This is a genomic window from Streptomyces sp. NPDC052040 (assembly GCF_044548405.1).
Classification (GTDB): domain Bacteria; phylum Actinomycetota; class Actinomycetes; order Streptomycetales; family Streptomycetaceae; genus Streptomyces.
Map to the genome: position 1 here is coordinate 331414 of NZ_JBIUBV010000001.1, position 14109 is coordinate 345522.

At 74.9% G+C, this 14109-nt stretch carries 12 protein-coding genes; 9 read left to right on the forward strand and 3 right to left on the reverse strand.

The window, feature by feature from the left end; translation table 11 throughout:
• Window positions 1-44 precede the first annotated feature (44 nt).
• Together ACIHAA_RS01405 and ACIHAA_RS01410 are read left to right on the forward strand one after the other, a co-directional pair.
• A complete protein-coding gene (locus ACIHAA_RS01405) occupies window positions 45-620 on the forward strand; it encodes a hypothetical protein (protein WP_399811487.1) in 576 nt (191 codons plus the stop codon).
• The gene (locus ACIHAA_RS01410) at window positions 613-1761 is read left to right on the forward strand and encodes a damage-control phosphatase ARMT1 family protein (protein WP_399811489.1); all 1149 of its coding nucleotides are present in this window, start codon (window positions 613-615) and stop codon (window positions 1759-1761) included. Before ACIHAA_RS01405 ends, ACIHAA_RS01410 begins: the two co-directional genes overlap by 8 nt.
• Before the next feature lie 35 nt (window positions 1762-1796).
• Here ACIHAA_RS01410 and ACIHAA_RS01415 read toward each other — a convergent pair whose 3' ends face one another.
• Both ACIHAA_RS01415 and ACIHAA_RS01420 read right to left on the reverse strand, forming a co-directional pair.
• Window positions 1797-3059, reverse strand: coding sequence for a cytochrome P450 (locus ACIHAA_RS01415; protein WP_399811491.1), 1263 nt, complete (start codon window positions 3057-3059; stop codon window positions 1797-1799).
• On the reverse strand, window positions 3056-3835 hold the full coding sequence (locus ACIHAA_RS01420) for an alpha/beta fold hydrolase (RefSeq protein WP_399811494.1): 780 nt from the start codon (window positions 3833-3835) through the stop codon (window positions 3056-3058). The genes ACIHAA_RS01415 and ACIHAA_RS01420 overlap by 4 nt, the downstream gene beginning before the upstream one ends.
• A 173-nt stretch (window positions 3836-4008) precedes the next feature.
• Here ACIHAA_RS01420 and cyc2 point away from each other — a divergent pair, with 173 nt between their 5' ends.
• The 4 genes from cyc2 (at window position 4009) to ACIHAA_RS01440 (ending at window position 9208) form a co-directional block, all read left to right on the forward strand.
• Window positions 4009-6180, forward strand: coding sequence for a germacradienol/geosmin synthase Cyc2 (gene cyc2, locus ACIHAA_RS01425; RefSeq protein WP_399811497.1), 2172 nt, complete (start codon window positions 4009-4011; stop codon window positions 6178-6180).
• A 32-nt stretch (window positions 6181-6212) separates the two neighbouring features.
• A complete protein-coding gene (locus tag ACIHAA_RS01430) occupies window positions 6213-6800 on the forward strand; it encodes a PDZ domain-containing protein (protein WP_399811501.1) in 588 nt (195 codons plus the stop codon).
• Between the two features lie 253 nt (window positions 6801-7053).
• Window positions 7054-8199 carry a M24 family metallopeptidase gene (locus ACIHAA_RS01435; RefSeq protein ID WP_399811503.1) on the forward strand — a complete coding sequence of 382 codons (1146 nt, stop codon included), beginning with the start codon at window positions 7054-7056 and terminating at the stop codon, window positions 8197-8199.
• An 85-nt stretch (window positions 8200-8284) separates the two neighbouring features.
• Window positions 8285-9208 (forward strand): aminoglycoside phosphotransferase family protein, encoded by a 924-nt coding sequence (locus ACIHAA_RS01440; RefSeq protein ID WP_399811505.1) that lies wholly within the window; start codon window positions 8285-8287, stop codon window positions 9206-9208.
• A 448-nt stretch (window positions 9209-9656) separates the two neighbouring features.
• Here ACIHAA_RS01440 and treZ read toward each other — a convergent pair whose 3' ends face one another.
• Window positions 9657-11402, reverse strand: a complete 1746-nt coding sequence (treZ, locus tag ACIHAA_RS01445; RefSeq protein ID WP_399811508.1) for a malto-oligosyltrehalose trehalohydrolase — start codon at window positions 11400-11402, stop codon at window positions 9657-9659.
• A 172-nt stretch (window positions 11403-11574) separates the two neighbouring features.
• Here treZ and ACIHAA_RS01450 point away from each other — a divergent pair, with 172 nt between their 5' ends.
• The 3 genes from ACIHAA_RS01450 (at window position 11575) to ACIHAA_RS01460 (ending at window position 14095) form a co-directional block, all read left to right on the forward strand.
• Window positions 11575-12135 (forward strand): FHA domain-containing protein, encoded by a 561-nt coding sequence (locus ACIHAA_RS01450; RefSeq protein WP_399811510.1) that lies wholly within the window; start codon window positions 11575-11577, stop codon window positions 12133-12135.
• Window positions 12136-12320: 185 nt separating this feature from the next.
• Window positions 12321-13667, forward strand: a complete 1347-nt coding sequence (locus ACIHAA_RS01455; protein ID WP_399811512.1) for a M14 family zinc carboxypeptidase — start codon at window positions 12321-12323, stop codon at window positions 13665-13667.
• On the forward strand, window positions 13664-14095 hold the full coding sequence (locus ACIHAA_RS01460) for an SSI family serine proteinase inhibitor (protein WP_399811516.1): 432 nt from the start codon (window positions 13664-13666) through the stop codon (window positions 14093-14095). Before ACIHAA_RS01455 ends, ACIHAA_RS01460 begins: the two co-directional genes overlap by 4 nt.
• Window positions 14096-14109 lie beyond the last annotated feature (14 nt).

A 14109-nucleotide genomic window follows, 5' to 3' on the forward strand; every position in this document is an offset into this window, starting at 1 on the left:
CGGCTGATCCGCTGCCGGGCGGTCCGGGCCGCTAGCGTAGGGCCATGGCAACGCAGAGCGCCCACGGGGCGGCCGAGGTGAGGTGTCCGGGCTGCGGCCCTGGCGGGGCGCGCGCGGTGCCGGAGGTCTGCGCCGACCCCGCGGCCCGGCGCGAGGGCCTGGCCGACCGGCTGGCACGGTCGCCGGAGGCGCCGTCCCGGTTCGACAGCGGGCTGCACTTCGCCGAGGGCATGCTGATGGCCGCCGTCGGCATCGCCCTGGCCTGCGGCGGCATCCGCGGCGGGAAGCCCCTTTTCACCGCGGGGGGCTCGCTGCTCGCCGTAGTGCTGTTCGTCGGCACCCTCGTGGTGGTCCGGGGCGAGACCCGGGAGCGGGTCCTCGTGGCGGCGGGCGCACCCCGCGCCGAGGCGCTGTGGCGCCCGGCGTACCACTGCACCGGATGCGGGTCGGTGTTCTGCCCCGGCGGCACCCCCTGGCCGGGGCGGCTGACCCCGGAGCAGTTCAGAAAGCTGGTGTGGACCGAGGCCGGACACGGGCCCCAGCTGGAGGAACGGGCCGCGGAGGCCGAGCTGCCGCCCGGGCTCCAGGCCGGGCCCACGGGAAGCCCCGGCCATGCCTGAGGCCCCGGTGATCACCGCAGAGGAGCCGGACTCCTTCGCGCACGGGGTCCTCGCCGGACGCCATCCCGCCCTCATCCGCGCCGTGCGCGACGCCTTCCCCTACGGCCCCGGGCAGCGGCGGGCGCTGGACGCGCTGCTCACCTCCGTCACCGAGGGCGTCATCGAACCGCTCGGTACCGAGGACGACGAGCGCTGGGCGGCCTGGGGCGCCGCCGACCACCTCGGCCGCTCCTGGTTCGCGGCCCCCTTCCTGTGGTCCGAGAGCTATTTCTACCGCTGCCTCCTCGAAGCCGTCGGCTACTTCGGCCCCGGGCCCTGGCAGGGCGTCGACCCCTTCCGCCCCTTCAAGCTCGCCGAACTCGACGCCCCGGAGACGGACGGGGAACTGGCGGCCCTGGACCGGCTGGCGGAGCGGCCCGAGGAGGAGCGGGAGCGCGCCCTGCTGCACGGCTCCCTCTGGGGCAACCGCGCGGACCTCGGCTTCCGGCTCTCCGCGCCCGGCGCCCCCACCGCCCGCTCCCGGCTGGTCGCCGACGACGGCGAGACGCTCCGCCCGCTGCTGCCCGTCGGGACCGTCTGCCTGGTCGCCGACAACGCGGGCCGGGAGCTGATCCCCGACCTGCTGCTCCTCGACCATCTGCTGGGCCATGGACGGGCCCGGCGCGCCCTGCTCCAGGTGAAGCCGTACCCCTACTACGTCTCCGACGCCATCACGGCCGACGTCGTGGACGCGGTACGTCGGCTGACGGCTGCGGAGGGGGCTGCCGGTGAGGCCGGGGAGCGTCTGTGGGCGGCGCTCGCCGACGGCCGTATCGAGGTCGCGGCGCACCCCTTCTTCTGCGCCCCGCTGCCGTACGCGGACATGCCCGCGGACCTGCGCGACCGGTTCGCCGCGGCGGACCTCACGATCTTCAAGGGGGATCTCAACTACCGGCGCCTGGTGGGCGACCGGCTCCATCCGCCGACCACCCCCTTCGCGGACGCCGTCGTCCGGTTTCCCGGCCCGGTGGCCGCGCTGCGCACGCTGAAATCCGATGTGGTCGTCGGCCTGGACTCGGCCACCGAGACCGCCCTGACCGCCGCCGAGGGACAGCACTGGCGCACCAGCGGCACCCATGCGCTGATCCAGGTCCGGCCGTGATCCGGGCCGCGCGCACGGGGACCCGTCGGTGACCGTCAAGTGAGGTGCAGGGACAGCGACTTGACGCCGTTGATGAAGTTGGAGACCAGCCGCTCCGGCGGTGCGGCGAGGCGCAGCGCGGGCAGGGCCCGCAGCACCTCCCCGTGGAGCACCCGCAGTTGGAGCCGGGCGAAGTGCGCGCCCAGACAGACGTGCGGGCCGTCCCCGAAGGAGACATGCGGGTTCGGCGTGCGGAACGGATCGAGCCGGTCCGGCGCGGTGAAGACCCGCTCGTCCCGGTTGGCGGAGGCATGGAAGACGACCACCTTGTCGCCCGCCCGGATGCGCCGCCCGGCCAGCACGGTGTTCCGTACGGCGGTCCGCCGGAAGCTGAGCACGGGCGGGTGCCAGCGCAGCAACTCCTCGACGGCGAGCGGCAGCCGGTCCGGGTGCTCCCGCACCGCCCGGTACGCCGCCGGGTGCCGGGCGAGGGCCAGCAGCCCGCCGGGCGCGGCCGCGCGGACCGTGTCGTTCCCGGCGATCGTCAGCAGGAAGAAGAACATCTCCAGTTCGGGGCCGGTGAGTTCGGGGTCCGTGGCCAGGGTGGTCATGATGTCGTCGGCGGGCCGGGCCCGCTTGTGGGCGGCCAGATCCTGCGCGTAGCCGAACATGTCCCGCAGGGCGGCCGGTGACCTGGGATCCACCGGCGGGCCCGCGGCATCCGCCCGCCGCGGGGACGCCTCGTCCGGGTCCTGGTAGCCGATGACCCGCCGGGTCCAGTCCAGCAGCAGACCGCGGTCCGGCCCGGGGACCCCGAGCAGATCGCCGAGATTGAGGACGGCGTAGTCGTCGGTGACGGCGGCCACGACATCGCAGGTGCCGTCCCCGGCCCTGGCCCGGTCCAGCGCACCGGCCAGCAGGGCACGGGCGCGGTCCCGGGCGAGGCCGGTGAAGCGCTCGATGCGCCGCGGGGTGAAGGCCCGGCTGACCAGGCGCCGCAGCCGCCCCTGGGCGGGCGGATCCTGATTGAGCATCATCCGCCGGACGAACGGAAGGTCCGCGGGGTCCGGATCACGGATCTGGGTGGCGCCGAGGCACGAGGAGTACGTCGCCGGGTCCTTGAGCACGCGCACCACGTCCGCATGCCGGGTCACCGCCCAGAAGCCGGGCCCGGCCGGCCAGCCGAGCACCTCGGGCTCCTCCTGCCAGGCCACGGGGTGGTGGTCGCGCAGGACGCGGTACGCCTCATGGGGCACCCCCTCCGCGTAGCGGCGCGGGTCGAAGACATCGGGCACGGGTGGCGCCGTACGGGCGTTCACGCCGTGACGTCCTCGGCCCGCAGGAAGTCCTCCACCGCGCGGATCAGATCGAGGGGCGCCTCGTCCATCGCGTAGTGACCCGCCGACGCCAGCTCGACCAGCGCCCCGCCGGGGTACCAGCGCAGCCAGGTCTCGCGCAGCAGCTGCGTCGTCAGCGCCGGGTCGAGCGCGCCCGTGACCGCCAGCGCGGGCACCGCCGCGCCCTCGACCTCGGTGTGGAAGTCCTCCCTGGCCCAGGAGTCCAGCCAGGCCCGGAACGCCGTCGCGTCGCTGTGCGCCAGCGACCGCGCCACCATCCGGTCCAGCCACGCGGCCGGGGCCCGGCCCCCGGTGGTGACATCGAGGATCACGCGTCGGCTGGCAGGCCGGTGGGCGGCTCCCGCGAACAGCTCCCACTGGTCGGCGGGCAGGGCGAGGCCCGAGGCAGGGACGGGCGAGACACCGACGATCCGGCGCAGCCGGCCGGGGGCGAGGGCCAGCAGCCGCTGTGCGACCGCGCCGCCCATCGAGTGCCCGATCACCGAGAACCGGTCCCAGCCCAGCCGGTCCGCGAGGGCCACCAGGTCGGCGGCGGCCTCTGCAGTGCCGAAGGTGCCGGTCGCGCCGCGCGCCGCCCCGTAGCCGCGCAGGTCCACCAGGGCGTAGGTGAAGGCACCGCGGTCGAGGTCCGGCAGCACCGTGGCGTACGCGGCCCGGTCGGCGAGCCAGCCGTGCACCGCGAACACCTTGTGGGGGCCGTCGCCGTGCACTTCATGAGGCAGCACGAAGGAGGTCATGGGACCACCGTGGCCGCGGGGAGCGGGCGCGGCAAGGGGGCGTGACACCACGGGCGGCGCGCGAGCGGCCACGCTCCGGGCGCTGGACGGCGTACATGCACCGAATTCACGCGATGGTGTGATCACCTCCCGTCACACGGATGGCCCGCAGGGCCCCCGGGTAGGGCCCGGCCATGACGCAGCCCTTCCAACTCCCGCACTTCTACATGCCGTATCCCGCGCGGCTGAACCCGCACCTCGACGAGGCGCGGTCCCACTCCACGGAATGGGCCCGTGCCATGGGCATGCTGGAGGGCTCCGGCATCTGGGAGCAGTCCGATCTCGATGCGCACGACTACGGCCTGCTCTGCGCGTACACCCACCCGGACTGCGACGGACCGGCCCTGTCCCTGATCACCGACTGGTATGTGTGGGTGTTCTTCTTCGACGACCACTTCCTGGAGGCCTTCAAGCGCACCCAGGACCGCGAGGGCGGCAAGTCCCATCTGGACCGGCTGCCGCTGTTCATGCCCCTGGACCCCGCGACCCCCGTGCCCGAGCCGGAGAACCCGGTCGAGGCGGGCCTCGCCGACCTGTGGGCGCGGACCGTGCCGTCCATGTCCCCCGACTGGCGGCGCCGGTTCGCGGTCGCGACCGAGCATCTGCTCAACGAGTCGCTGTGGGAGCTGTCCAACATCAACGAGGGACGGATCTCCAACCCCGTCGAGTACATCGAGATGCGCCGCAAGGTCGGCGGCGCCCCCTGGTCCGCGGGCCTGGTCGAGTTCGCGACCGCCGAAGTGCCCGCCGCCGTCGCCGAGTCCCGCCCGCTCAGGGTGCTCATGGAGACCTTCTCCGACGCCGTCCATCTGCGCAACGACCTGTTCTCGTACCAGCGCGAGGTCGAGGAGGAGGGCGAACTCAGCAACGGCGTCCTGGTCCTGGAGACCTTCTTCGGCTGCACCACGCAGGAGGCCGCCGAGACCGTCAACGACGTCCTCACCTCACGGCTGCACCAGTTCGAGCACACGGCGCTCACCGAGGTGCCCGCGCTCGCCCTGGACAAGGGCCTCACCCCGGCCGAGGTCACCGCGATCGGCGCGTACGCGCAGGGACTCCAGGACTGGCAGTCCGGCGGCCACGAATGGCACATGAAGTCCAGCCGCTATATGAACAAGGAGGCAGCCCCCGTGAACCGGGGCCCCTTCCCGAGCGGCCTCGGCACCTCCGCCGCCGATGTGCGCGTCCTGCTCGCCGACGCGGGGGCCGAGCGGCTGCGCGCCCACACCCATGTCCCCTTCCAGCAGGTGGGCCCCTCCCTCCTGCCCGACTTCCACATGCCCTACGAACTGGAACTCAGCCCCCATCTGGACGGCGCCCGCGACCGACTCACCCCCTGGGCGCACCGGACGGGCATCCTCCGGGAGGGCGTCTGGGACGAGGACAAACTCCTCGCCTACGACCTTCCGCTGTGCGCGGCCGGTCTGGACCCGGAGGCCACCCCCGAGGCCCTGGACCTCAGCTCCCAGTGGCTCGCCTGGGGCACCTACGGCGACGACTACTACCCCCTGGTCTTCGGCCTGCGGCGCGACCTCGCGGGGGCCAGGGAGTGCACCGGGCGGCTGTCCTCGTGCATGCCGCTGGACGGCGGGGACTTCCCGGTGCCCGTCAACGCCATGGAGCGCGGTCTGATCGACCTGTGGGCGCGCTCCACCGCCGGGATGACCCCCGACGACCGGCAGACGCTGCGCGCGGCCGTGGACGCGATGACCGAGAGCTGGCTGTGGGAGCTGTCCAACCAGCTCCAGAACCGCATCCCGGACCCGGTGGACTATCTGGAGATGCGCCGCGCGACCTTCGGCGCCGACCTCACCAAGAACCTGTGCCGCAGGGGACACGGCCCCGCGGTCCCGCCGGAGGTCTACCGCAGCGGACCCGTCCGCGCCCTGGAGAACGCGGCCATCGACTACGCGATGCTGATCAACGACGTGTTCTCGTACCAGAAGGAGATCCAGTACGAGGGCGAGATCCACAACGCCGTCCTCGTGGTGCAGAACTTCTTCGGCTGCGACTATCCGACGGCCGTACGGATCGTGGGCGACCTGATGACACAGCGGATGCGCCAGTTCCAGCATGTCTCCGCACATGAACTGCCCGTGCTCTACGAGGACTTCGACCTCTCCAAGGAGGCCAGGGACGCCCTGGACGGCTATGTCGGAGAACTTCAGAACTACATGTCCGGCATCCTCAACTGGCACCGCGGCTGCCGTCGTTACGGCGCCGCCGACCTGGCCCGGCGTGCCCACGGCTTCGTCCCGGACCTGGCCTCCGCCGTGATCCGCCGGCCGCTGCCGGTCGCCGGCTGACGACGGGACGCCCGGCGAACGGGAGGCGGACCATGGACCGGCCCGGACCCGGAAGGGGCCCCGGCGGGCGGCCGTCCGGCCACGCACGGCGCCGGGCGCTGCCCCCGCGCCGGGGCGGACGGGGGGCGAACCTGCTGTCCGCCCTGGTCGCCGGGGTGTTCCTGGTGCTGTCCGGGGTGGGGCTCGGCACGGTGGGGGCCACCCTCACCGGCATGGGCAGGCTGGCGCAGGCGCAGCGGTTCACCGACAAGGCCGGGCCGTTGGCCACCCCGGCCTCGGAGAGTTCGCGGCGCGTCCCGGCGCACCTGCCCGGGCACCGACGGCACTCCGGTCCCTGGTCCGCCCGCGCGGCCCCGCGGGCCGTGCTCGGCGTCGAGGCCGTCGACGCCGAGCACGGGGGCGCGCTGCTGGTCGGTGTCCGCGTCCCGGGCGCGGGCCACACCGCGGGTCTGGTCAGCGGCGAGGTCCTGCTCGCCGTCGGCGACCGGCGCCTGTGCTCGGCCGCCGACCTCGCCCGGGCGGTCGCGGCCGTCCGCCCCGGCACACCCGTCACCCTGACCGTCCGCCGCGCCGACGGCTCCGTCACCCACCTGACCGCGACACCGGGCGTCCTCACCTGATCCGGGTCCGCGGGTCGGGAGCCCCGGGTCGGGAGCCCCGGGTCGGCGGGCGGTGGGACGGCGGGCGGTGGGCGGTGGGACGGTGTGATGGTGTGCCGCGAACCCCGGGCCGTGAACCCCGAGCCGCGAGCCGCGAGGCCTGTGCCGTGTCGTCGTCGGCCGCCACCGTCGCGATGGGCTCGCGTCCGCCCCTGCGGAGGGGCAGGATGCTGCCCGTAGATCCTGGGAGAACCCGGACCCGCGGAGGACATGGATGACCGGCACGCCCGCCCCGCCCGCCCCTGGCGGTCCCGCCCCTTTCACGGCCGACGACTACACGGCCCGGATGCGGCGGGCCGCGGAGGCCGCCGACGCGGCCGGGCTCGCCGGGCTGCTGATCGCGCCCGGACCCGACCTGGTGTGGCTGACGGGATACCGGCCGGTGGAGACCGAACGCCTCACCCTGCTGGTGCTGCGGGCCGGACAGGACCCCGTCCTCGTCGTGCCGGCCCTGGAGGCGCCCGACGCGGCCGGGGCGGCCGGGGCGCCCGCGCTGACCCTGCGCGACTGGACCGACGGCCAGGACCCCTACGGGGCGGCCGCCGCCCTGCTGCGGCCCGCCGGCCGCTACGGCATCAGCGACAACGCCTGGGCGCTGCATCTGCTCGCACTGCGCGAGCGCCTCCCGGACACCGGGCACCTCGCCCTCACCCGCGCCCTGCCGATGCTGCGGGCCGTCAAGGACAGCGCGGAACTCGACCGGCTGGCCGCCGCGGGAGCAGCCGCGGACACCGCCTACGAGGAGATCCGGAAGGTCCGCTTCGAGGGACGCCGGGAGCGGGAGGTCGCCGCCGATCTCGACGGTCTGCTCCGGCGGTTCGGGCACAGCCAGGTCGACTTCACCATCGTCGCCTCCGGCCCCAACGGCGCCAACCCGCACCACGAGGCCGGTGAACGCGTCATCGGGCGCGGCGACATGGTCGTCCTCGACTTCGGCGGCCTCAAGCACGGCTACGGCTCGGACACCTCCCGCACCGTCCATGTCGGCGAGCCCACCGACGAGGAGCGCACGGTGCACGAACTGGTGCGCGCCGCCCAGGAGGAGGGTTTCCGCGCGGTCCGTCCGGGTGCCGCCTGCCAGGACGTGGACCGTGCCGCCCGCGCGGTCATCGCGGAGGCCGGGTACGGCGAGTACTTCATCCACCGCACCGGGCACGGCATCGGCGTCACCACCCATGAACCGCCGTACATGATCGAGGGGGAGGAGCAGCCCCTCGTGCCCGGGATGTGCTTCTCCGTGGAGCCCGGGGTGTATCTGCCCGGCCGGTTCGGGGTGCGGATCGAGGACATCGTGACGGTGACCGAGGACGGCGGACGGCGCCTGAACAACACCTCCCGCGAGCTCGCCGTGGTCGGCTGACGGCCGGGGCGGCCGCCCGGCGAGGACGGCCGCCCCGGTACCCGGGAAGTCCCCCGTCCACCCCCGAGACGACAACGGCGCGATCATGACTCAGGCACCGACACCGACGGCGGAGACCGTCCGTGAACTGGTCCGCTCCCTGCTCCCCGGCGAGGGCCCGGTGGAGGTGGCACCCGCCGCCGAGAGCCCGGGGCACCGTACCTGGTGGGTCGGCACCCGGCATGTGCTGCGGCTGGCCACCGACCGCGACGCCTCCGCGCGCCAGCGCCGCGAACTGCGGCTGCGCGCCCTGGTGCGGCAGCACACCCAGATCGCGATCCCGTCCGGCGTCGCCCATGGCGAGTGGGCCGCCGGGCTCGCCTACACCCTGGACGCCCGGCTGCCCGGCACCGCGGCCGAGGGACCGGCCGTCTCCGCGCTCGGCGAGGCGGATCTCGCCACCCTGCTCACCGGGTTGCGGGAGGTGCCCGTGCGCCAGGCCGAGTCGGCCGGTGTCCCCCGGGTACCGCCCCGCTCCCTTCCGGCGCTCCGGGCCGCCGCCGCGAGCCGGGCCGGGGCCCTCGCCGGGGACGAGGAGTTCGACCCCGGGCGGCTCGCCCAGCTCACCGCGACCGTCGCGGCCCAGCTGGCCGCCCAGCCCGGCGCCGCCGTCCTGGTCCACCACGGCCTGGGCGGCGACCATCTGGTGATGAGCGGCGACGGGCGGGTGCGGGGGATCCTCGGCTGGAGCGAGGCGGTCGTCGGCGACCCGGCGGAGGACATCGCCTGCCTCGCGGCCTCCGTCGGCGCCCCCGCGGCGGTGCGGGCCGCGACCCTCGCGGGCTACGGCGCCCGCCCCTGCCTGCGCGGTCTGTGGCTCGCCCGGTGCGACACACTCGCCCGCCTCGCCGACGCGCTGGAGGGCCGCGACCCCACCCCGCAGCCCGTCCTGCGCGCCCGGCTGCACCGCGCCTGGGAGGCAATCCTGCTGGAGCGCATCACGGAACTGCCGGACGACGAGGCGCCGTAGCGAAACCCCACGGCGACCACGGGGGCCTCAGGCCACGGCCGCCTCAGGCCGCGACGGTCCCGGCCGCGGCGACGTCCGGCCGCGTAGTACTCGGCCGCGGCGGCTCTGGCCGCGACGGCCTCAGGCCATGGCGGCCCCCGGCCACAGCGGCCCCCGGCCACAGCGGCCCCCGGCCACGGTGGCCTCAATCCCGCGGCGACATCCGGCCGCGGTAGTCCTCGGCCTCGGCGGCTCTGGCCGCGACGGCCTCAGGCCACAGCGGCCCGGCCCCCGGCCACGGTGGCCCCCGGCCACAGCGGCCCCCGGCCACGGTGGCCTCAGGCCGCGGCGACATCCGGCCGCGGCAGTCCCCGGCCGCGGCGGCTCTGGCCACGGCGGCCTCAGGCCACAGCAGTCCCCGGCCACGGCGGCCCCCGCCGCAGTGCGGGCTGCCGTGGCCGGGCCGCGTTCACGCCTGGGTCAGCACCACGCACGACTCGCCGGGCAGCCGCAGCGCACCCTCCGCGTCCGGGGGCTCCACGGGGTCCCACGCGGCCAGTACGCGTGCGCCGGGAAGGCCGAGGGGGATCCGTGCGGGCTCCGCGCCGAGATTCACGGCGACCCGGACGTCCCCGCGGCGGAAGGCGAGCCAGCGGCCGTCCTCGTCGTGGGCGACCTTCACGCCCGCCAGGTCGGGGTCGGTGAGGTCGGGCTGGGCGCGGCGCAGGGCGATCAGCTCGCGGTACCAGGCCAGCAGGCGCGCATGGGTCCCCCCGGCCGGCTCGGACCAGTCGAGGCAGGAGCGGTCGCGGGTCGTCGGGTCCTGGGGATCCGGCACCTCCTCCGCCGCCCAGCCGTGCGCCGCGAACTCCCGCCGCCTGCCGTTGCGTACGGCCTCGGCCAGCCCGGGATCGGTGTGATCGGTGAAGAACTGCCAGGGCGTCCCCGCGCCCCACTCCTCGCCCATGAACAGCATCGGTGTGAACGGCGCGGTGAGCACCAGCGTCGCCGCGCACGCCAGCAGCCCGGGGGAGAGGGACGCGGACAGCCGGTCCCCGAGGGCGCGGTTGCCGATCTGGTCGTGGGTCTGGGCGTAGCCGAGCAGCCGGTGGGCGGAGATCCGGGTACGGTCCAGCGGCCGCCCGTGCGTCCGGCCGCGGAAGGTCGAGTAGGTGCCGTCGTGGAAGAAGCCGTTCGTCAGCGTCTTGGCGAGGGCGGCGAGCGGGGCCCGGGCGAAGTCCCCGTAGTAGCCCTGCGACTCGCCGGTCAGCGCGGTGTGCAGGGCGTGATGGAAGTCGTCGTTCCACTGGGCGTGCAGCCCCAGCCCGTGGTCCGCGCGCGGGGTGACGACCCGGGGGTCGCCGAGGTCGGACTCGGCGATCAGGAACAGCGGCCGCCCGGTCTCGTCGGCCAGCGCGTCCACCGCCGCGGACAGCTCCTCCAGGAAGTGCAGCGCCCGGCTGTCGTGCAGCGCGTGCACCGCGTCCAGGCGCAGCCCGTCGAGCCGGTAGTCGCGCAGCCAGGCCAGCGCACTGCCGGTCAGATACGCGCGCACCTCGTCCGAGCCCGGCGCGTCCAGGTTCACCGCGGCACCCCAGGGGGTGTGATAGCTGTCCGTGAAGTACGGCCCGAACGCGGGCAGATGGTTCCCGGAGGGGCCGAGGTGGTTGTGGACCACGTCCAGCACCACCCCGAGGCCGAGCTCATGGGCTCGGTCGACGAACCGTTTCAGCGCCTCGGGCCCGCCGTAGGGCTCGTGCACCGCCCAGAGCGAGACCCCCTCGTACCCCCAGCCGTGCCGCCCCGGGAAGGGGCACAGCGGCATCAACTCCACGTGGGTGATGCCCAGTTCCACCAGATGGCCGAGCCGCTCCGCCGCCGCGTCCAGCGTGCCCTCGCGGGTGTACGTGCCCACATGCAGCTCGTACAGCACCGCACCGGGCAGCCCCCGCCCCGCCCACGGGGCGCGCCACCCGTACCGCCCCTGGTCGACCACCGCGCTCGGCCCGTCCGGGCCGTCCGGCTGGCGGCGCGACCGGGGGTCGGGCAGCACCGGACCCTCGTCCACGGCGAACCCGTACCGGGCGCCGTCCCCGGCCTCCGCCTCACCGGTCCACCACCCCGCGCGCTCCGGATCGCGGGCCAACGCGCGCTCTGCGCCTTCGCAATGAAGCGTCACCCGGGCTGCCCCGGGTGCCCACACCTCGAACTGCACGGACGGTTCCCCCTCGTCTGCTCATCGTGATGTAGCGCGTCCATGGTGCGTCATCCGCGATCAATCGGCCGCGGGATCCGCCCTTTTGACACGCCCGAAGGACTCCGACGGCCCCGTTGGTCGTTTTGTCGTTTCCTGGACAGGGGGGTTCTACTGACCGACAATCACCTCCGTGACGTCGTCCTTCGAGTTCCAGACCTACCCCGCGCACCCCGCACGGCTCTCCGACGCCGAGCGCGACCGGGCGCTGAAGGTACTGAGCGACGGCGTCGCCGTGGGGCGGCTGTCGCACGACACCTTCCTGCGGCGCATGGAACTGGCCCTGGCGGCCCGGCAACCGGCCGAACTGGCCGCGCTCACCGCCGACCTGACCCCCGAGAACCGCTGGTCGCGGCTGGTCTTCGAGACCGTCGGGGCGGTCTCCGGATTCACCGTGCGGCTGCGCCGGGCCTGGCAGGCCGAACGGCTGCCGAAGCTGCTGCTGCCCCGGCCCGGCAGCCCCTACCCGCTGCGGATCGGCCGGGACCCCGCGAGCGGCCTCCGGCTCAGCCAGGACACGGTCTCCCGGGTGCACGCCGAACTCCGGCACCAGGGCGGCCTGTGGGTGCTGCGCGACCTCGGCTCCACCAACGGCACCACGGTCAACGGCCGCCGGGTGATCGGCGCCGCCGTCGTCCGCGACGGCGACCAGGTGAGCTTCGGCACGATGGCCTTCCGGCTGGCGGCGCAGTAACCGCCCTACGGCACCCAAGGCGCCTGGTGCGCGCCGCCCCGATCCGCCGAAGCGGTACCGTCCGCCCCGCTTCGCCCCCGTTTCCGCCGCGGTGTTGACGTACCTCCCGTGACGTGACTGACTGTCCGTACACCGGGACACCGGGACACCGGGTGAACCGACGCACCCCACCGTGGAGGTGTGCCATGCCGCCCCTCCTCCGCTATCTCACCGTGGACGAACTCGGCGCGCGGGCGGCCGCGTTCGCCGCCCGCCACCCCCGTGACGCCCGGCTGCGCCGGGTGGGTACCTCCCGTGGGGGCACGCCCCTGTGGCTGCTCTCCGTCGGACACGGCGAACGCCACGCCCTGGTGGTCGCCGGACCCCACGCCAATGAACCGGTCGGCGGGGCCACCGTCCTGCGCCTGGCCGAGCGGGTCCTCGCCGGGCCCCCGCCGGGCGACGGCCTCACCTGGGATCTGCTGCTCTGCCTGGACCCCGACGGCGCGCGCCGCAACGAGGGCTGGCTGTCCGGCCCGTACCGCCTCGGCGGCTATGTGCGGCACTTCTTCCGGCCGGGCTTCCTGGAACAGCCCGAATGGCTGCCGGACGGCGCGGAGCGCGCCGCGCTGCCCGAGACCCGCACCCTGCTCGACCTTCAGGACGAACTGCGGCCCTTCGTCCAGTGCTCCCTGCACGGCGTCGACATCGGCGGCGGATTCGTCGAGCTGACCCGCGACCTGCCGGGCCTGGACCGGCACCTCGCCCGCACCGCGGCCCGCCTCGGCATCCCGCGCGAACTCGCCCCCTACGACACCCTGTACTGGCCCGCGCTCGGCCCCGCCGTGTACCGCATACCGCCGCCCCGGCGCGGCGACCTGGCCGCGGCCATCACCGAGGCCGCGGTCGAGTCGACCTGGTACCACCCGCACCGCCACGGCACCGTCACCGCGGTGGTGGAGGCACCCATGTGGGGCGTGGCAGCGGTGGAGGACGCCTCCCCGCTCCCGGACCCCGACGCGGCACTCCGCGCCGTCGGCGCCCGCCTCCGCCACGACCTGCGGCTGCTGGCGGGCCTCCTGGAACGCATACGCCCCCTGGCGGGCGCAGTCCCCGACGCCGCCCGGCTGCTCGCCCCGGTCGACGACTATCTGCTGGTCGGACCCGAACTCGCCGACTCCTGGGACCCGGGCGCGCACGGCACCCGGCAGCGGCCCCTGCCCCCGCTGGACGCCGCCCGGCTGGCCTCGCTGGGGATCTCCGGCCGCCGGGTCGCCCTGCGCACCGCGGGGCTGCTGCACCGGCTGGCCCGCGCCGCCGGTGCGGAGGCGGCCCGGACCCTGCCGGAACTCGACGCGCTCATCGACGGCTGGTGCGCCGACTACCGCGACGGCTACGGGGCACGCTGGATCCCGGTCGAACGGCAGGCCGAGTACCAGGCACGCGTGGTGCTCGCGACCGTCGAACTGGCCGGTCGGTACACGCCCGTGCGCTCCCATTCGGGTGAGTCGGGCTGGGGCGCCCGGGCCGCGGTGCCGATGCATACGGAATGACCACGAAGACCACGCTGGTGCGCGCGGCCCTGCTCGCCGCGGCCGCCCTGCTTCCCCTGACCCCGGCCCAGGCCGCGCCCCGCCCGCACACCGTGGGCCACTGGCTCTATCTGACCGTCACCCATGGCGACGACCGCTCCCGGGACGGCAGCGGCACCCTGCTGCTGTGCGACCCGCCGCACGGCCCCGCGGAGGCGGCCCGGGCCTGCGCGCAACTCGACGCGGCACGGGGGGACATCGGACGCATCCCGCCCGCACACTCGTTCTGCCCGATGCTCTACGCGCCCGTGACGGTGGCCGCGCGCGGCGAGTGGGGCGGCCGCCCGGTCCAGTACAGCCACACCTTCGCCAACTCCTGCGAGATGAAGGCGCGCACCGGCATGGTGTTCGCGATCGCGGACATCCCGGCCCCGGGACCGCAGCACTGACCGAGCGGCCCGGG